At 66.4% G+C, this 17,813-nt stretch carries 14 protein-coding genes; 6 read left to right on the top strand and 8 right to left on the bottom strand.

What is annotated here, in order from left to right; translation table 11 throughout:
• Window positions 1–65 precede the first annotated feature (65 nt).
• Genes ACI6S0_RS12620 through ACI6S0_RS12605 form a run of 4 tightly spaced genes read right to left on the bottom strand, consistent with a single transcriptional unit; the run spans window position 66 to window position 5,016 of the window.
• Window positions 66–1,109, bottom strand: coding sequence for an AbrB family transcriptional regulator (locus ACI6S0_RS12620; RefSeq protein ID WP_017501375.1), 1,044 nt, complete (start codon window positions 1,107–1,109; stop codon window positions 66–68).
• Window positions 1,110–1,113: 4 nt separating this feature from the next.
• Window positions 1,114–2,415 (bottom strand): CitMHS family transporter, encoded by a 1,302-nt coding sequence (locus ACI6S0_RS12615; RefSeq protein WP_097384243.1) that lies wholly within the window; start codon window positions 2,413–2,415, stop codon window positions 1,114–1,116.
• A 34-nt stretch (window positions 2,416–2,449) separates the two neighbouring features.
• A complete protein-coding gene (locus ACI6S0_RS12610) occupies window positions 2,450–3,940 on the bottom strand; it encodes an OprO/OprP family phosphate-selective porin (RefSeq protein WP_434403252.1) in 1,491 nt (496 codons plus the stop codon).
• 2 nt (window positions 3,941–3,942) lie between these two features.
• Entirely contained in the window at window positions 3,943–5,016 is a 1,074-nt protein-coding gene (locus ACI6S0_RS12605) for an ABC transporter substrate-binding protein (protein WP_099233676.1), read from the bottom strand.
• A gap of 106 nt (window positions 5,017–5,122) precedes the next feature.
• Between ACI6S0_RS12605 and ACI6S0_RS12600 the strand changes: the two genes are divergently transcribed.
• Both ACI6S0_RS12600 and ACI6S0_RS12595 read left to right on the top strand, forming a co-directional pair.
• Window positions 5,123–5,776 carry a response regulator gene (locus tag ACI6S0_RS12600; RefSeq protein WP_004208051.1) on the top strand — a complete coding sequence of 218 codons (654 nt, stop codon included), beginning with the start codon at window positions 5,123–5,125 and terminating at the stop codon, window positions 5,774–5,776.
• On the top strand, window positions 5,766–7,178 hold the full coding sequence (locus ACI6S0_RS12595; protein WP_434403251.1) for a sensor histidine kinase: 1,413 nt from the start codon (window positions 5,766–5,768) through the stop codon (window positions 7,176–7,178). Before ACI6S0_RS12600 ends, ACI6S0_RS12595 begins: the two co-directional genes overlap by 11 nt.
• Before the next feature lie 91 nt (window positions 7,179–7,269).
• Here ACI6S0_RS12595 and ACI6S0_RS12590 read toward each other — a convergent pair whose 3' ends face one another.
• Complete coding sequence (locus tag ACI6S0_RS12590) at window positions 7,270–9,306, bottom strand: tetratricopeptide repeat-containing sulfotransferase family protein (protein ID WP_434403250.1); 2,037 nt, start codon at window positions 9,304–9,306, stop codon at window positions 7,270–7,272.
• A 445-nt stretch (window positions 9,307–9,751) separates the two neighbouring features.
• Between ACI6S0_RS12590 and ACI6S0_RS12585 the strand changes: the two genes are divergently transcribed.
• Both ACI6S0_RS12585 and ACI6S0_RS12580 read left to right on the top strand, forming a co-directional pair.
• Window positions 9,752–12,379 (top strand): TonB-dependent receptor, encoded by a 2,628-nt coding sequence (locus ACI6S0_RS12585; RefSeq protein WP_434405945.1) that lies wholly within the window; start codon window positions 9,752–9,754, stop codon window positions 12,377–12,379.
• 50 nt (window positions 12,380–12,429) lie between these two features.
• A complete protein-coding gene (locus ACI6S0_RS12580) occupies window positions 12,430–12,702 on the top strand; it encodes a hypothetical protein (protein ID WP_434403249.1) in 273 nt (90 codons plus the stop codon).
• A gap of 4 nt (window positions 12,703–12,706) precedes the next feature.
• On the opposite strand, the gene ACI6S0_RS12575 is transcribed toward ACI6S0_RS12580, so the two are convergent.
• The 3 genes from ACI6S0_RS12575 to ubiG form a co-directional block, all read right to left on the bottom strand.
• Window positions 12,707–13,300: a YdeI/OmpD-associated family protein gene (locus ACI6S0_RS12575; RefSeq protein ID WP_434403248.1), complete on the bottom strand. Its 594-nt coding sequence runs from the start codon at window positions 13,298–13,300 to the stop codon at window positions 12,707–12,709.
• A 143-nt stretch (window positions 13,301–13,443) separates the two neighbouring features.
• A complete protein-coding gene (locus ACI6S0_RS12570; protein ID WP_017501367.1) occupies window positions 13,444–13,977 on the bottom strand; it encodes an energy transducer TonB family protein in 534 nt (177 codons plus the stop codon).
• Between the two features lie 384 nt (window positions 13,978–14,361).
• The gene (gene ubiG, locus ACI6S0_RS12565) at window positions 14,362–15,096 is read right to left on the bottom strand and encodes a bifunctional 2-polyprenyl-6-hydroxyphenol methylase/3-demethylubiquinol 3-O-methyltransferase UbiG (protein WP_434403247.1); all 735 of its coding nucleotides are present in this window, start codon (window positions 15,094–15,096) and stop codon (window positions 14,362–14,364) included.
• A 249-nt stretch (window positions 15,097–15,345) separates the two neighbouring features.
• Here ubiG and ACI6S0_RS12560 point away from each other — a divergent pair, with 249 nt between their 5' ends.
• Together ACI6S0_RS12560 and ACI6S0_RS12555 are read left to right on the top strand one after the other, a co-directional pair.
• The gene (locus ACI6S0_RS12560; protein ID WP_004208043.1) at window positions 15,346–16,611 is read left to right on the top strand and encodes an aspartate kinase; all 1,266 of its coding nucleotides are present in this window, start codon (window positions 15,346–15,348) and stop codon (window positions 16,609–16,611) included.
• A 164-nt stretch (window positions 16,612–16,775) separates the two neighbouring features.
• Window positions 16,776–17,789 carry an NAD(P)H-dependent flavin oxidoreductase gene (locus ACI6S0_RS12555; protein ID WP_434403246.1) on the top strand — a complete coding sequence of 338 codons (1,014 nt, stop codon included), beginning with the start codon at window positions 16,776–16,778 and terminating at the stop codon, window positions 17,787–17,789.
• Window positions 17,790–17,813: the final 24 nt, after the last annotated feature.

Here is a 17,813-nt window from a genome sequence, read left to right as displayed (position 1 = left end):
CGCGCATTTTCGATGCGGCACCGGATGCGCCAGAGGTGCATTTCCAAATAAGAAGGCGGGGCCGGTCAGTCGGCCCCGTTCTTCCTTCCCATGGAGGCAAAGCCGAGCGGCGCGCCGATCAGCACCAGGATGACGCGGGTCAGATGGTGGATGACGACGACGCCCGGCTCCAGCGCCAGGCTGAGCGCGACCATGCTCATTTCGGCGAGGCCGCCCGGCGAATAAGCGAGCGTCAGCAGCACCGGATCGACCCCGGCAAGTGTACCGATCCCCGCCGCCCAGGCAAAGGTGACGGCCAGCAGGATCGCCGTCGACCCTGCCGCCAGCGCGAGGATGCGCAGCAATTCCTTCAACGTCAGGCCGACGAAGCGGCAGCCCATGGTGGCGCCCAGGCCGACCTGTGCCGCGGCCAGCGCCCAGCCGGGAATGCGGAAATCGGCGAGGCCGCTCATATGCACGGCGGCGCTGACCGCCAGCGGCCCGACCAGATGCCAGGCCGGCAGGCGTAGCAGCCGGCCGATCAGCAGGCCCAGAAGCGCGCAGCCCAGCCCCCAGAAGAGCAGCGACCAGCTGGCGACGTCGCCAGTCACCGGGGTGATGGCGCTGGCCGCGACCGGCGCATGGTCGAGCCGGATCAGGAAGGGCAGGATGAAGACGACGAGGAAGATGCGCGCGCCATGGATCAGGCCGATGGCGCGTTCGTCAGCGCCGCGCTCCGCCCCCATCACCACCATCTCGGCAATGCCGCCGGGCATGCCGGCGAAATAGGCGGTGGCCGGATCGAACTTCGCGACCTTGCGGAAATAGGTGACGCACAGCAGCGCGGCGGTGGCGAGGAAGAAGGGCAGGGCGGCGAGCGGGATGATCCAGTCGCGCGCCTGTGGCAGAAGATGCGGGCCAAAGCTGCTGCCCAGCACCACGCCGATCACCGCCGCCATCGGGCGGCGGGTGGCGGCGGAAGCCTGAATCGGCAAACCGGCGACGCTGGCGACCGCGCAGGCCGCCATCGATCCGAGCACCCAGGGCAGTGGCGCATGGATCGACCAGAAAAGCGCGCCGCCGGCCGCCCCGACGGCAAGCGCCGCCAGGAAGCGGAGAAGTGTGTCCAATCCCCTAGGCGACAAAGGGGAAGGCCAGGGCGATCATGCCGACCAGGGTCATGACGATGCCGACCGCGGCGGCGGGCAGCAGGGTGAAGCGCTGATGATCGGCCAGGTCCACGCCCGCCAGGCTGACCAGCAGATAGGTGGAGGGGACCAGCGGGCTGAGCAGATGGACCGGCTGGCCCATCAGCGACGCACGGGCGATCGCCATCGGTTCGACGCCATAATGGGCGCCGGCTTCGGCGAGGATCGGCAGCATGCCGAAATAGAAGGCATCGTTGGAGATGAAGAAGGTGAAGGGCATGGAGAGCAGGGCGGTGATCGGCGCCATATAGGGGCCGAGCGCGGGCGGGATGACGCCGACGACTTCCTTGCTCATCGCCTCCACCATGCCGGTGCCGCCGAGGATGCCGGTGAAGATGCCGGCGGCGAAGATCAGCGACACGACCGACAGGACATTGCCGGCATGGGCGGCGATCCGTTCCTTCTGCTGGGCGACGCCGGGATAGTTGACGATCATGGCGATGGCGAAGGCGATCATCATCAGCACCGAGAGCGGCAGCACACCCCAGACCAGCAGGACGAGCAGCGCCACCACCAGCAGGCCGTTGAACCAGCGCAGATGCGGCCGGCGCGCTTCGGGATATTGCGAGACGCCCAGGTCCGACGGGGCGACCGACTGGCGCGCCTGCACCTTGCCCAGGCGCCGGCGTTCCTTGATCCCGAACCAGAAGGCGAGGCCGAGCAGGAAGGCGAGGCCGGCGATCATGCCGGGGATGAGCGGCAGGAACAGGGTGGCCGGGTCCAGCTTCAGCGCGCTCGCGGCGCGGGCGGTCGGCCCGCCCCACGGGGTCAGGTTCATGATCCCGCTCGTCACCATCAGCAGGCAGACGAGATAGAGCCGGTTCATGTCGAACCTTTTGTAGAGGGGGAGCAGCGCAGCGATGGTGATGATGTAGGTGGTCGACCCGTCGCCGTCGAGGCTGACGACCGAGCAGAGCACCACCGTGCCCAGCAGGATCAGCAGCGGATCGCCATGCACGATCTTCACCAGCCGGGCGACCAGCGGGTCGAACAGGCCGGTGTCGGTCATGGTCGAGAAGAAGAGGATGGCGAACAGCAGCATGACGCCGGTCGGCGCCAGATTCTTGATGCCGTCGATCATCATGTCGCCAAGGCCGGCGGCCTGGCCGGCGATCACGCCGAACAGTGAGGGGATGACGATCAGCGCGACCAGCGGGGTCATCCGCTTGGTCATGATCAGCGTCATGAAGGTGGCGACCATCAGGAAGCCGAGCAGGGCAAGATTCATCGCTGCGTCCTTGAGGGGGCTGGAGGAAGGAGGATCAGAAGGTCACGCCGACACGGGCGCTGACGGTCTGGCCGTCATCGCCGCCCGTGTAGGTGCCGGCGCGGTTGTTGGTGTGCCACTGGATGCCGTTGAGCTGAATCCGGGTGAAGCTGTTGAGATACCAGTTGACGCCCAGCGTCGCGGCCCAGCCGTCGCCGCCCAGCACCAGGTCGGTATAATCGAGATTTTCGTAGCGGGCGGTCAGCTCGATCGCGCCGAGGCCGCCGTCCAGCACGGGATCGAGCACATTGGGCTGGCCGAAGCTGCCGAGGCGCGGGTTGTAGGGCGGCAGTTCGCCGGTCAGGAACAGGCCGCTCGACAGGCTCCAGGCCTTGCTTTCGAAGCTGGGGCGTCCGCCGTCGAGGCGCGCGATGCGGCGACCGGCCTCACCCATCACCCACAGGCCGCCGACATAGCCGCCCAGTTCCGCGCCATAGCCGGTGGTCGAGCGGCCGCCGAGCAGTTCGCCGGTGGTGACGCGGACCGCGCCGTTGAAGCGGCCGCCGATGACGGTGCTGCGGGTGAGCGTGGTCGCGGCGGAGGACAGGGCTTCGTCGAAGAACCATCCGCCGACATGGAGCAGCGAGCGATCGGTCCTGATCGGGTTCCAGTGCGCACGGCCGCTGAAGGTGCGGCTGTCATTGGTCGCCTGTTCGCCATCGACGCGGTCACCGGTCACGCTGAGCGAGGCATGCCAGTTGGGGCCGAACATGCGGCCCATGATGCCGATGCCGTAGAAGCCGCGTTGCGGGATGATGGCGGTCGACACCACGCCCCGTTCCAGGAAGGGGGTGGAGTCCGAACCGGTGCTGCCTTCGAAGGCGCGGTCGTTGAACAGGTGCCCCGCGCGCACGTCATAATCGACCTTGCTGCTGATCTTGTTGCGATAGCCCAGGAAGGCGGTGACGATGTCGACCTCATTCTCCGAAAAATCGCTTTCGAACTGGTAGAAGAAATGCGGGCCGACGCCGCCTTCCAGGCCCAGGCGCAGCGCGCGCATGCCGGTCGTCGTCGTGTTGCGGCCGCCATATTTCGACCCCATGGTCGAGCTGACGTCGACCAGAATGCGGCCGCGCGGCTTGTAGGTGAAGACGCCGTCGGCCGAGCGGAAGACGGGCAGGCCCGCGCCCCATTCGGTGGTGACGCCGGACGGGTTGGCGGCGACCGCGCGGGCCTGGGCCACGTCGATATCGGCCGGGCCGGGGGGCACGATCTGCGGCGCGAAGGGGGCGATGACCAGCGGCTGGGCCGCGTCCTGCTGCGCCATTTGCGGCGCGGGCTGCGCAGCGGCGGGGGGCGCCGCGGCCTGGGCGGCGGCCTGTTGCCCCTCGATCTTGTCGAGCCGGGCCTTGAGCGCGGCGATCTCGGCGGCCTGGGCCTTTACCAGTGCGGCCAGGTCATCGGCGCTGGGCGTCTGAGCAAGGGCGGGCGTGGCGACGATCAGTGCCAGCGCGGCGCAACCGCCGCGCAACATCAGATGGGACATGCTTATCGGGCTCCGGAAATAAGGGCCGCCTGCCATTCGCGCAGGAAGCGCTGGCGCGTGAGGCGGTCGAGATTGACGAGAAGCTGCGGGCCGACGCGGATCGAGCGGGCCTGGGCAGCGGGCAGGCGGCGACCGTTGATATCGGTCCGCACCGGCCAGAGGCTATGTTGCGCGAGCAGCGATTGCCCTTCGCGCGAGAGGAGGAAGTCGAGGAACAGCTTGGCGGCGGCAGGGTGCCGCGCCTCGCGCGCGATGAAGGCGATGCGCGACATCACGATGGTATAATCTTCGGGAAAGACGACGCCGATGCGCGGGTCGCGGCGGGCGCGTTCCTGCGCGTAGGAGCCGATCACATTATAGGCGATCGAGAATTTGCCTTCGGCCACGCCGCGCAGCATCGGTTCGGTGGTGATGTGCAGTTGCGGCCGGGTCGCGGCCATCGCCTCGACCAGCGAACCGGTGTCGCGGGTGATGGCATAATCCTGGGTCAGATAGAGATAGCCGGTGTTCGAGCGGGCAGGATCGAAGGTCGCGACCTTGCCGGTCAGTGCCTTGCGATCCTTGCGCAGCATCGCCTCCAGCGCGGCATGGCTGCGCGGCGGATTGGCAATCGCCTTCTTGTTGTAGACATAGGCGATCGGCTCTGCGGTGACGCCAAAGCCCATATTCTTCCACACCGCATTGGCGGGCAGGGCGGGCTTTTCGGGGCTGGCATAGGCCTGGGCAAAGCCGTCGTTGATGAGCTTGACCTGCTGGTCCATCGCCGACGACCAGACCAGGTCGGCCGACATCCGGCCGCTGCGCGCCTCGCTCGAGAAGCGGCGGAACATCTCGTTCGACCCGAGGTCGGAATAGCTGACGGTGACGCCGGGATAGCGGCGCTGGAACGCCAGGATGACCGGTGCCATTTCCGACGTGTCGGCATTGGCATAGACGATGACCTGCCGTTCGGCACGGGCATCGCCGATCAGATCGTCATAGGAACGCGGATAGCCGGTTGGCCTTTGCGCTACCGCTGTCGCGCTGGTGACGGACAGGCTTGCCAGCGCCGCCACTATCTGAATAACCCTTCGCATCGACCCTGCTCCTCACATGTTCCGTTCTTCTGTCGGATTGGGAGAGGCAGTTACGAAGCCAAGCTGTCATCAACCTTTCAGCATCGGGTGCCCTATTCGGATTTTGATGATCGAGGATGACGCCGCACTGGCGCGCAGCATTGCAGCCCTGCTGCGGGCGGGCGGCCATGCGGTGGACCATGTCGCGACCGGCGAGGATGCGCTGGCGGTGGTGGGCGGGGAACCCTATGCGCTGGTGATACTGGACGTGGGCCTGCCCGATATCGATGGCTTCACCGTATTGGCGGAATTGCGCCGGCGCGGCGAGAAAGTGCCGGTGCTGATGCTGACCGCGCGCGATGCGCTGGACGACCGGGTGCGGGGGCTGGACCTAGGCGCCGACGATTATCTGCGCAAGCCCTTCGAGCCGCAGGAACTGGAGGCGCGGGTGCGGGCGCTGGGGCGGCGGCGGGGGGGCGATCCGACCCCGGAAATCACGGTCGGGCCGCTGACCATCAATCGATCGACCGGGGCCGCCGATGTCGCCGGACGGGCGCTGGACCTGCGCCGGCGCGAGCTGGCGGTGCTCGAGTCGCTGGCGACCAGGGCCGGGCAGGTGGTGCCGCGCGAATTGCTGATCGGCGAGGTGTTCGGCTTTGACGAGCCGGTCGGCAGCAATGCGATCGAGGTGCATGTGACCCGGCTGCGCGGCAAGCTGGCGCCCGACGGGCCGGGCATCCGCACGGTACGCGGCGTGGGCTATATGCTCGATGCCCAATGAGGGACGGCCATCGGGCGAGGGGCGGGCCATTGCCCTGCGCACCCGCCTGCTGGCGGCGATGCTGGGACCGATGCTGGGCGCGGCGGCGATCATCGGCGTGGGCGGCGCGACGCTGATTTCCGACGTGGTCCGCCGGACCAACGACCGGGTGCTGGGCGGCGCGCTGGGCGCGATCGCCGAAACCGTGCAGGTGGAGCGGGGCGAGGTGACGCTGGACCTGCCGCCCGCCGCCTTCGGCATGCTGGAGAATAGCGAGCGGGACAATGTCTATTACCGGATCGCGGTGGGCGGCACGTTGCTGACCGGCTATGCCGATCTGCCCGCGCCCGACCCGCGGACCATGCCGGTCGACCAGCCGCGGTTCCGCTTTGCCCGGTATCGCGGGCAGGACATCCGCATCGGCGAGGTGAAGCGCAGCCTGCCGCGGATCGCCGACCCGGTGATCGTGCAGGTGGCCGAGACGCTGGATAACCGGCGGGCGCTGATGCACCGGCTGATGATCGCGCTGCTGATCGGCGAACTGACGCTGGTGGGGGTGGCGATCCTGCTGCTGCGGCCGGCGCTGGGCTGGAGCCTGCGGCCGTTGCTGCGGCTGCGGCGCGCGGTCGAGGTGCGCGATGGCGGCGCGCGGCCGGATTTCTCGGCACTCGAAGCGGGGCCGCTGCCGAGCGAATTGCGGCCATTGGCGCGGGCGTTCAACCGGCTGCTGCGCCAGTTGGACCAGGCGACGGGGGGCGTGCGCCGCTTCACCGCCGATGCCTCGCACCAGATGCGCACGCCGATTTCGGTGCTTAAGGTGCAGATCGAGTTGGCGCGCCGGGGATCGCGCGAGGCGTTCGACGAGATTGCCGATGCGGCGCAGCGGCTGGAGCGGCTGGTGACGCAGTTGTTGGCGCTGGCGCGGGCCGAGGAAGCCGGGGCATCGCCGCCGCTGGAGACGGTGGACCTGAAGGAAGTGAGCGCGGTGGTGGTCAACCGGCTGATCAACCAGGCGATCCAGGCGCAGGTCGAACTCAATCTGGAGGCATCGGACGCGGAAAGCTATCGCGTCGAGGCGCATCGCACGCTGGTGTTCGAGATATTGGCCAATCTGGTCGACAATGGCATCCGCTATAACCGGCCCGGCGGTACGGTGACGATCGCGCTGGCGCAGGGCGAGGACGCGACCCTGATGACGGTCAGCGACGACGGCCCCGGCATTGCGGTGGAGCATCGCGACAAGGTGTTCGAGCGCTTCTTCCGCGTGGGCGGCGCCAGCGCGCCGGAGGGGACGGGGCTGGGCCTTGCCATCGTCCAGTCCGCCGCGTCGCGCATGGGCGCGCAGGTGGAGATTGTCGAGAGTGGCGCGGGCACGCATATCCGGGTGCGCTTTCCGCGACGGGGGGAGGATGGCGGGGTTTAGCGCTTCTGCCCACTGGCGCGCAGGCGGCCGCTTCGTGGCGCACCCACCCCCGGCCCCTCCCTGGAAGGGAGGGGAGCAAAGGCGCGCATGATCAGCGCGGCGGCAGGTCGGGATAGCTGTGCGCGATCGGCCCAAGTGCGTCGGCCAGTGGGGCCAGCCAGGGTTCGAAGCGCCGCCAATGATCGACGCCGCCGGTATAGATGGGCTGGCGCACCTGTTCGGAACTGGCGGTGCGCACCGCCCGGTCGGTCTGCCAGAAGGACAGGCAGGCGGTCTCGAAATCGAGGCCGAGATAGGCGAGCAGCCGGTCGACCTCGCCCGGCGTGTCGGCGACCATCCGTTCATAGATGACGCGATGGACCCGGCCCGGCGCGGCCGCGTCATAGGCGGCCATCAGCGCGACATAGTCGCGATAATAAAGGCCGATGTCGGTGAGGTCATAGGTGAAGGCCTGGCCGCGCGCAAAATGCTGTTTCCAGCCGGAAAAGCAGCAGCCCATCGGATGACGGCGCGCGTCGATGATGCTGGCATTGGGCAGGATCAGCTTGATGAGGCCGACATGCTGCCAGTTGTTGGGCATCTTGTCGATGAAGCGCGGCTTGCCGCTCTGGCGGTGGACGCGGGTCTGCTCGACATATTCCTCGCCCAGCCGCCGGCGGTCGGCCGGGGTCAGCGACGCCGCCATGGTCGCGAAATCGGCAAATTCGCCATCGTCCACCCGCGATTGCAGGCGGCTGGCGATCATCATCATCTCGGGCAGTTCCATCGTGCCTTCGACCTGGCTGTGGCTGGCGAGGATCTGTTCGACCAATGTCGATCCCGCGCGCGGCAGGCCGACGATGAAGATCGGGTCGGGCGCAGTGCAGCCGCCGTCGCCCATGGCGGCGATGAAGGGCGCGCTGAAGGTCGTGGCAGTGGCCGCGACTTCGGCGGAAAATTCGCCGGCATCATGGCGGATCATGGCGCGGCGCAGCCGGTTGCCGGCGTCATAATGGCGGAAGGCCGCTTCGTCCGCCTTGCGATCCTCCTGCGCCTTGCCGAGCGAGAAATGGAGGTGGAAGACATCCTCGCCCTCCGTCTGGCCATCGCGGGCCAGGGTTTCGAGCGCGCGCTCCATCGTGGCGAGGTCGTCGGCGTCGAGCGTCACGGTCTTGAGGTTGGCGAGGCTCCACCAGGCTTCGCCCATGGTCGGGCGATGATGGACCGCCTGGCGATAGGCATGGACCGCGTCGGCCTGTCGCCCCAGCGTCTTGAGCGCATGGCCCAGATTCTGCCAGACCTGCGGCTGGTCGGGACGATCGGCCAGCAGGCTTTCATAAATGGAGCGTGCCGCGTCCTGATCGCCCAGCCGCACCAGCACCGATGCGCGGATGAGGTCATAGCCCGGATTATGGATCGGCGAGCGGGCGAGGATTTCGGCATGGGCCAGCGCTTCGTTCAGGCGGTTGTTCTGCAATAGCAGGCGGATGAGGAAATCGCGGGCGAGGTCGAAGCCGGGCGCCAGCGCGACGGCGCGCTCGACATGAGCGAGGGCGGCATTCATGTCGCCGCGCCGCCATTGCACCTCACCCATCAGGCGGATGCCGGCTGGATCGTCGGGCAGGCGACCGGCGCGCGCCGTCAGCAGCGCGGCCGCGTCGTCCAGCCGCCCCTCGTTCATCGCCATTGCGGCTGCCAGCAGGTCGCGATCGCGCGAGGCGGCATGAACCCCCGACAGGTCGGCGCGCCAGGCATCGCCATCGCGCCCAACCGTGCGTAGCAGCCCGGCCAGCAGGAACCAGCCGCCGGGGACGCCGGGTTGCTGGCGGGTCAGGCTTTCCAGCGCGCCGATTGCCTGCCGATGGTCGCCGGCTTCCTGCGCGGCCTGGGCCAGTTCCCACAATATCGCCGGGACGCTGGGATGCTGGCGGGCGAGGGGATTGAGCCGGGCCAGTGCGGCCTTGGGCTTGCCGAGGCGGCGTAGCGCCTGGCCGATCAGCAGTTCGGCGGGGGGCAGGCGCCCGGCCCGGCGCAGGATCGCCTCGGCCTGCGCCAATGCCGCCTCGGGGCGGGCGTCGAGCAGGGCTGCGGCGTCTGCCAGCGCCGTCTGGATGCTGTCGGTTGCCGGTACGGCGGACGCGTTCCCCATAGCCCCTCATATTTGTGCGACTGCTCAAAATCTTATGTCGGCTGCAGGCGGGCGTCGAGTCAGCTTGTCGTAAAAGTTTCAAAAAGTCGCCGAACAGCCGCTTGACAGGGCGTGTCCGATCGGCAGTATCGAATTTAGGACAGTTGTTCTGATTGCTGCAAAAGCGAACTGTCCGGGGATTATGGAACAGATAAACAGCGTGGCCAGCGTCTGGCGGCGATCCTGAAAGAGTCTCTCTTTCGGGCGGGGCATCCTTCGCCCTGTCGGCCGTCGGTGCGCGAGGCCATGCGAACGCGTCAGGGAAGGAGACCCGGAGCACCGGGCGAATTTCGCAGGAGAGGACGAGTCGCAACGCGTATCAGGGGGTATTCGTATGGCCATTCGTCTCCGCTCGCGAAGAGTGCGCACGTTCTGCGCGCTTGGCACGGGCACGTTCCTCACACCGATGATCCTGTCCGCGCCGGCACTGGCGCAGGCTCCGGCGGCGGATGCCGCCGCCGCCGATGCGGCCGCAGCCGAGGCCGAACAGGGGCTGGGCGAGATCGTCGTCACCGCGACGCGCAGCGCGCAGAGCATCCAGAAGGTGCCGATTTCGATGCAGGCGCTGGGCGCGGAGAAATTGCAGGAGCGACAGGTGAAGGGCCTGAGCGATTTCGCCGCCCTGCTGCCGTCGGTCTCGTTCGAGGGCATTGGCCCCGGCCGCAACACCGCCTTCTTCCGCGGCATCGTGCCCGCCGGCGGCGCCTATGCCTCGGTAGGCTATTATCTCGACGACATGCCGATCACCGGCACCGAAGTGCCCGATATCCATGCCTATGACCTGGAACGGGTCGAGGCGCTGTCCGGGCCGCAGGGCACGCTCTATGGCGCGGGCTCGCTGGCCGGCACCATCCGCCTGATCACGAACAAGCCCAAGCTCGACAAGTTCGAGTTCGGCTATGACGTGGAAGCCAATAAATATGGCAAGGGCGATTTCGGCGGCCAGCTGGAATCCTACATCAACGTGCCGTTGGCGCCGACGCTGGCGGTGCGGGCCATGGGCTATTATCGGCGCGACGGCGGCTATATCGACAACACGCCCAACAATGGCACGTTCAACGATGGCAGTTCGTCGACCCTGACACTGGGCGACAACAACCCCAACACATCCTACACGCTCGACAATAGCGATATCGCCAAGGATGATTACAACACCATCCGCGAATTTGGCGGCCGCTTCCAGCTGCTGTGGCAGCCGACCGAGGGCTGGGACATCACGCCCGAGATCACGGCCCAGAAGCAGGTCGCGCGCGGCTATTTCGGCTATGATCCGCGGGTCGGCGACCTGGAAGTCCATGACTATGACCAGACCAAGAATGACGATCGCTGGTATCAGGCGGCGCTGTCGATCCACGGCCATATCGGCGACTGGGACATCGTCTCGGCCACCGGCTATTTCAAGCGCCGCACCCGCACGCTGAACGACTATACCTATTACACGGTCACCTATGACGGCTTCGGGCCGGGCTATGAAAGCTATCTGCAATTTTTCGACAATTGCACCGGCTCTGGCGCCAGTCAGCAGTGCCAGATGATCAACCCGACCCAATATTATCATGCCGACACGCACCGCAACAAATTCACCCAGGAATTGCGGATTTCGACGCCCAAGGACTGGCCGTTCGACGTGACCGTCGGTGGCTTCTACCAGCGGCAGAAGAATGAGCTGAACACCAGCTATGCGATCCGCGGGCTCGACACGATCACCGGCTATACCGCGACCGGCGGCGGCGATGTGGCGGGCGGGCTGATCGGCGTGCCGGCCATGTATGGCATCACCTATGATGACGACGGTAATCCCGTCTTCGATACCAGCGATGTCATCAATCCGAACGGCAATCCGCTGGGTACAATGATCCTGGGCACCCAGGCGGTGAAGGGCGACGCCTTCTATTATGTCGAGCAGGACCAGCTCTATCATGACAAGGCGATCTTTGCCGAAGGCCATTACAACATCACGCCGACGCTGAAGCTGACCGGCGGCATCCGCTATTTCTGGACCGACTATAAGGTTCGGGGCTTTGCGGGCGTGGCCGGATCGGCCGCAGGCGTGGGCTGTACCACGCCGCTGCCCGATGACGAGCGGCTGACCTGCGTCAACACCAACCCCAATGCGGCGGACGGCACTGGCCGCTACAAGGAGGATGGCGAGACCCACAAGGTCGCGCTCGACTGGCAGTTCCAGCCCGACAAGATGGTCTATTTCAACTATTCGACCGGCTTCCGCCCCGGCGGGTTCAACCGGCCTCTGCGCATCCGCAGCCTGGGCAAGATCGTCAATGTCGCGCCGTTCAAGTCGGAAACGCTGACCAATTTCGAGGTCGGCGTGAAGACGACCTGGAACAATATCTTCCGCTTCAACGCGGCCGTCTATTATGAGAAGTGGAACAATATCCAATATGGCGTGGTCGTGTCGGGCGCACAGGGCGCGGGCATGACCGGCAATGCCGGCAAGGCCGAGGTCAAGGGCATCGAATATGATGCCGACCTGCGGCTGGGCAAGGTGACGATCTCCACCTCCGGCGCGTTCAACGATGCCAAGCTGAAGGGCGATTTCTGCAACTTCGCGCTCAATACCGAGACCGAGTCCATTGCGCAGCTGAGCAGCTGTACGCTGGGCGAGTTCGTCGAAGGATCGAGCCCGCCGACGCCGCAGGTCGCGGCCGCCAACGGCACCCGCCTGCCGCGCCAGCCGCGCTTCAAGGGGACGACATCGATCCGCTATGACACCGACCTGGGCGACTATGCCGCCTATATCCAGGGCGCGGCGCTCTACCAGACCGGCGCGACGCAGGATCTGAACGTCGAGAGCAACGAGCTGCTGGGCAATACCAAGGGCTTTGTCAGCTTTGATTTTTCGAGCGGGATCAAGAAGGATAATTGGAGCGTCACCCTGTTCCTGCAGAACGCCTTCGACAAGCGTGGGCAGCTGACGCGCAACACCTTCTGCTCGATCGACTTCTGCGCCAACAGCTCGCGCACCTTCACGATCAAGCCGCAATTCTTCGGCATAAGGTTCGGCCAAAAATTTTAAACAGGTCGCCGAACAGGATGGCCATGCCCCGCACGATATGCGCGCGGGGCATGGCCATTTTCATGGGGGTGGCGGGCATGCTGCTCGTCATGCCGGAGCGGCCGCGCGCGCAGGAGGATCATTCCGGCCTGACGCGGGCTGCCTATCGCGCCCGATGCCTGATGTGCCACAGCCGCGCCGCGCCAGAGGGTGTCTCACCGGATATTTTGGCGGGGCTGCATCCCGAACCGGGGCTGAAGCCGGCGATCGCGATGCCGGGCGTCAGTTGCTGGCGGCGCTGCACCAATTGCTGGCCCGCAGAGCCGCGGGAGGGACGGAAGTAGATCCCTATTTCTTCTCATATTTCCAGTTGCGGCCCTTGCCCTCGCCAATCCAGTCGACGGCCTGGGCGATGCGCTTGTCGCGGGTGGCGTCGGTCTTCGCCTCATTGATCCACTCGCAATAGTCGCGGATCTTGCCGGGCGGGAAGGCGGCCCAGATGGCGGCGGCGGCCGGGGCAGCGGCAATGGCGGTCGCGAAGGCAGGATGGACGGGCAAGGGCGCTTTGGGTGTCTTGGGGCCGGTGCGCGGGCGGTCGCCGGCGTCGATCAGGGCCATGGCCTGCGCGATCAGCCCGGCGATGTCGGCATCGGAGGGGAGGTCGGAAAGGGCGGTGAGGCGGCCGAACTGGCCCATGGCGTCGTCGCTGGCGCCTTCACGCCCAACCTTGTCATGCCAGAAGCCGAAGGCGGCATGGCCCTTGAAAGCGGCCATGTTGGCGAGATTCTGGTCCCTGTAGGTGAAGAAGGGCATGCCCCATTTGACCGCTTCGCCCATGTCCGGTGACGCGGCGTGCATCAGCGCCCGGATATGGTCGAGGATGGGGCGGGCGAAATCCGCCTGGGCGGCGATATAGGCGTCGATCCGCGGATCCATGGCCATAGGATGATCCCCCTCGCTGTGCCGCGGGCTTAAGCGGCTGTCCCGATCGGCTGGTGATGCCATCAGCCGGCGGGCAGTGCAACGCACGGGGCGCAGCGAGGGGGACTGCGGGCGCGCGCCTTTACGCGCCCGCAGAGCCTGGCTCAGTTGGCGGCGCGCGGGGTGTCCGGCGTGTCGAGCAGGGCGATGGCCATGGCCGGGCCACCCGCGCGCCGGGCAAAGCGGGCATTATTGTCGAGCGCCTGCCGCCGGAGATCGCGGATCTGCCGGTTGTAGCTGGCCTGGGTTGTGGCGAAGAGGATGGTGGCGACATAATTCTGCCCGGCGCCGATGCCGGCGGGCAGCGGATGCAGGGTCGGGATGCTCTGGATGGCGCGCATCGCCGCCTTGTCGAGCTGGCGCGAGCCGGACGAGTTGAGCAGGGCGATGCCGGCCGGCGCACCGCTGTCGCTGCAGGCGAACTTGACCTGGACGATGCCTTCCTCCGGCCCGGACAGGATGGTGGGATAGCGCAGCCGGTTGGAAAGGATGTTGCCGGTGCGTTCGACCCAGCGGTCGAGCGTGGGCGGGGCGGTGGTGGGCGCCGTCACGTCGATCGAGGGGGCGGATGATTGGGCGCGGGATGCGGCCGGCAGCAGCAGCGGCACGGCCAGGCAGAGGCAGAAAAGCAGTTTCATGTTTCGATCTCCTGAGAGCGGATGATCGGCCGGGGGCGGGAAGGACGTCGTTGGTCGGCCCGCATGCGGTCGAAGGTGCAGACGGCGACCCGGCAATGTCTGCACCCGCATTTTTTATCAGGCGAAAGATGAAATGACAATTTTGCAAATGAATTTGCCATTTAGATGCTTAAGATGTTTGGTAATTAAAATTTAGTTGCAAATGCTTTTCGTGAGAACAGCGTTTCTTGGGCGACCTCTCTGGCGCTGGATGGCAGGGGAAGGGAAGAAGTCACGGAAAACCGCGCGCTATTCCGGTGCGTGGGCCGGCATGGCGCAGGATGGCGGGGGCGCGCTCGACCATGGCGGGGCGGTCGACTTGAGGCTGGCGCGCCCGAGTCTTCGTCAGCCCTTGTGACGCGCCGTCAGCAGATAGTTGATCGCTGTGTTGGCCGACAGGGTGAAGCCGCGCGCCGGATCGAAGGCAAGGCCGCTGCTGTCGGTGACTTCAAGGCCGGCGTCTTCGAGCAGGGCGGTCAGTTCATCGGGGGTGATGAACTTGGACCAGTCATGCGTGCCCTTGGGAATGCCGCCGATGCTTTCGCCGATGGTGATCATGGCGAGGCGGGACATGGGCGTGCGGTTGGGGGTGGAGAGGATCATCAGCCCGTCGGGCGCGAGCTTGGCCGCGAGGGCGCGAACGAAGGCGGCGGGATCGGCGACATGTTCGATCACCTCCATCGAGGTGACGAGGTCATAGCCGCTGTCGCTGACCTGCTCCACCGGGGTGGCGCGATAGTCGATGGCGAGGCCTTGGCCGTGTGCATGGGCGACAGCGACGGCGATATTTTCCGGCGCCGCGTCGAGGCCGGTGACGCTGGCGCCGAGGCGGGCGAGCGGTTCGGCCAGCAGGCCGGCGCCGCAGCCGACATCGAGCGCGCGCTTGCCGCTGAGCGGACGGAAGCCATGATCGTCGCTGTCCCAATGCCGGTCGATCGCGGCGCGGATATAGGCGAGGCGGACCGGGTTCAGCTTGTGCAGCATCGCGCTCGACCCCTTGGGATCCCACCAGTCGGCGGCCATGGTGCCGAAATGGGCGGCTTCCTTCGGGTCGATCGTCGCGGTCGTCTCTGTCATCATGCACCTTGGGTCTTGCTGGGTGGCGAAGCACCCGTGCCGCCGTTCTAGCAGCGGGCGGTGGGAAGGCCAATGTGCCATGCTGTCATAGCTATGTCTTTGAAGGCGGGGCATGGTGCGGTAAATGGACCGCTGCTGCGGCGGGCGGTGAGGCAGGATTGCTTGCCATATCCGCCGCGGCTGCTAATAGGAGCGCCGTTTTGGCCCTTTGGGACATTTTGTTTCACAAACTGGAATAGGTTCGACAAGCAAATGGCGCGCATCGTGATGAAATTCGGCGGCACCTCCATGGCGGGGATGGAGCGAATTCGCAACGTGGCCGCGCGCGTCAAACATGTCGTCGACCAGGGCCATGAAGTGGCGGTCGTGGTATCGGCCATGGCCGGCGAGACCGATCGCCTGGTCGGCTTCTGCAAGGAAGCCTCCGCCCTTTACGACCCGGCCGAATATGATGTCGTCGTGGCGGCAGGTGAGCAGGTCACCAGCGGCCTGCTGGCGATGACGCTGAAGGCAATCGGCGTGGACGCGCGCAGCTGGCTGGGCTGGCAATTGCCGATCCGCACGATCGAGGCCCATGCCAAGGCGCGCATCAGCACGATCGAGACCGACGCGCTGATCGCGGCGATGCAGTCCGGCCAGGTCGCCGTCATCCCCGGTTTCCAGGGCATGATGGACGATGGCCGGGTGTCGACGCTGGGCCGTGGCGGTTCCGACACGTCGGCGGTCGCGGTGGCCGCGGCGGTCAAGGCCGATCGCTGCGACATCTATACCGACGTCGACGGCGTCTATACCACCGACCCGCGCATCGTGGCGCGCGCCCGCAAGCTGGACCTCGTAACCTATGAGGAAATGCTGGAGCTGGCCTCGGTCGGCGCCAAGGTGCTGCAGACCCGGTCGGTCGGCCTCGCCATGAAGGAAGGCGTGGTCGTGCAGGTGCTTTCCTCCTTCGATGATCCCACCCAGGACGACCTCCCCGGCACGCTGATCGTGAGCGACGAGGAACTGGAAGCCAAGCTCAAGGAAACCAAGATGGAACGTCAGCTCATCACCGGCATCGCCCATGACAAGAATGAGGCGAAGATCATCGTCACCCGCGTGCCCGACAAGCCGGGCGCGGTGGCCAGCATCTTCACCCCGCTGGCCGATGCGGCGATCAACGTCGACATGATCATCCAGAATGACAGCAAGGACAATGAGGAGACCGACGTCACCTTCACCGTCCCGCGCGCCGACCTCGCCCGCAGCGTCGACATCCTGGAAGCCAACAAGGACGCGATCGGCTTCCGCCGGATCATCACCGACACCGAAGTCGCCAAGATCAGCGTCGTGGGCGTGGGCATGCGCAGCCATGCCGGCGTCGCCGCCACCATGTTCAAGACGCTGGCCGAGCGCGGCATCAACATCGAGGCGATCTCCACCAGCGAGATCAAGGTTTCGGTGCTGATCGACGAGGACGAGACCGAACTGGCGGTGCGCGTGCTGCATACCGCCTACGGCCTCGACGCCCCGGCGGCTTGACAGACATACTCCCCTCCCTTCTAGGGAGGGGCATGGGGGTGGGTGCGATTGCGTCAGCAATCGCCGCCTGCCTTGGTGGATAGGGAGGAAGCTCGCTTCGCTCGCTACCCACCCCAACCCCTCCCTTGAAAGGGAGGGGCTTTTTTATGTTGTAGGATATGACGATGACCACTGCCAAACTCGCTTCCCTGATGGCCCGCGGTACCGAATGTCTCGGCTGCGAGAGCGCGATCCTGTGCGGGGCGATGAGCTGGGTCAGCGAGCGGCATCTGGTGTCGGCGATCTCGAACGCCGGCGGTTTCGGCGTGATCGCCTGTGGCGCGATGTCGCCCGAACTGCTGGACGCGGAAATCGCGGCGACCAGGGCGCTGACCGACAAGCCGTTCGGCGTGAACCTGATCACCATGCATCCGCAGCTGTTCGACCTGATCGCGGTGTGCGCCAAGCATGAGGTGAGCCATGTCGTGCTGGCCGGTGGCCTGCCGCCCAAGGGCAGCATCGAGGCGATCAAGGCCAATGGCGCGAAGCTGATCTGCTTCGCCCCGGCGCTGGCGCTGGCGAAGAAGCTGGTGCGGTCGGGCGTCGATGCGCTGGTGGTCGAGGGCATGGAAGCGGGCGGCCATATCGGTCCGGTCGCGACCAGCGTGCTGGCGCAGGAAATCCTGCCCGAAATGGCGCAGCAGGTTCCGGTGTTCGTGGCCGGCGGCATCGGCCGGGGCGAGGCGATCGCCGCCTATCTGGAAATGGGCGCGGCCGGCGTGCAGCTGGGCACCCGTTTCGCCTGCGCGAGCGAGAGCATCGCCCATCCCGCGTTCAAGAAGGCCTTCTTCCGCGCGTCGGCGCGCGATGCCATTGCCAGCGTGCAGATCGACCCGCGCCTGCCGGTGATCCCGGTGCGCGCGCTCAAGAATGCCGGCACCGAAGCCTTCACCGCCAAGCAGCGCGAAGTCGCCAACCTGCTGGACAGCGGCGCGGTCGACATGGGCGAGGCGCAGTTGCAGATCGAGCATTATTGGGCCGGCGCGCTGCGCAAGGCAGTGATCGACGGCGATGTCGAGGGCGGGTCGCTGATGGCGGGCCAGTCGGTCGGCATGGTGACCAAGGAAGAGCCGGTCGCCGACATCATCGCCGAACTGATGGCGCAGGCCGCAACGGCGCTGGAGCGCCGCGCGGCCTGATCCCCGCTGCCTGGAAAACAGGCT

Source organism: Sphingobium sp. DN12, assembly GCF_051058005.1.
GTDB lineage: Bacteria > Pseudomonadota > Alphaproteobacteria > Sphingomonadales > Sphingomonadaceae > Sphingobium > Sphingobium yanoikuyae.
The sequence above is the reverse complement of the archived record's forward strand: the minus strand, read 5'-3'. Positions and strand labels throughout refer to the sequence as shown.

What these genes read in the sequence shown, in the direction of transcription:
- ACI6S0_RS12615 (WP_097384243.1), bottom strand. Translation starts at nt 2,415, where the DNA reads ATGAATCTTGCCCTGCTCGGCTTCCTGATGGTCGCCACCTTCATGACG.
- ACI6S0_RS12610 (WP_434403252.1), bottom strand. Translation starts at nt 3,940, where the DNA reads ATGTCCCATCTGATGTTGCGCGGCGGTTGCGCCGCGCTGGCACTGATC.
- ACI6S0_RS12605 (WP_099233676.1), bottom strand. Translation starts at nt 5,016, where the DNA reads ATGCGAAGGGTTATTCAGATAGTGGCGGCGCTGGCAAGCCTGTCCGTC.
- ACI6S0_RS12600 (WP_004208051.1), top strand. Translation starts at nt 5,123, where the DNA reads ATGATCGAGGATGACGCCGCACTGGCGCGCAGCATTGCAGCCCTGCTG.
- ACI6S0_RS12595 (WP_434403251.1), top strand. Translation starts at nt 5,766, where the DNA reads ATGCCCAATGAGGGACGGCCATCGGGCGAGGGGCGGGCCATTGCCCTG.
- ACI6S0_RS12590 (WP_434403250.1), bottom strand. Translation starts at nt 9,306, where the DNA reads ATGGGGAACGCGTCCGCCGTACCGGCAACCGACAGCATCCAGACGGCG.
- ACI6S0_RS12585 (WP_434405945.1), top strand. Translation starts at nt 9,752, where the DNA reads ATGATCCTGTCCGCGCCGGCACTGGCGCAGGCTCCGGCGGCGGATGCC.
- ACI6S0_RS12580 (WP_434403249.1), top strand. Translation starts at nt 12,430, where the DNA reads ATGGCCATTTTCATGGGGGTGGCGGGCATGCTGCTCGTCATGCCGGAG.
- ACI6S0_RS12575 (WP_434403248.1), bottom strand. Translation starts at nt 13,300, where the DNA reads ATGGCCATGGATCCGCGGATCGACGCCTATATCGCCGCCCAGGCGGAT.
- ACI6S0_RS12570 (WP_017501367.1), bottom strand. Translation starts at nt 13,977, where the DNA reads ATGAAACTGCTTTTCTGCCTCTGCCTGGCCGTGCCGCTGCTGCTGCCG.
- ubiG (WP_434403247.1), bottom strand. Translation starts at nt 15,096, where the DNA reads ATGATGACAGAGACGACCGCGACGATCGACCCGAAGGAAGCCGCCCAT.
- ACI6S0_RS12560 (WP_004208043.1), top strand. Translation starts at nt 15,346, where the DNA reads ATGGCGCGCATCGTGATGAAATTCGGCGGCACCTCCATGGCGGGGATG.
- ACI6S0_RS12555 (WP_434403246.1), top strand. Translation starts at nt 16,776, where the DNA reads ATGACCACTGCCAAACTCGCTTCCCTGATGGCCCGCGGTACCGAATGT.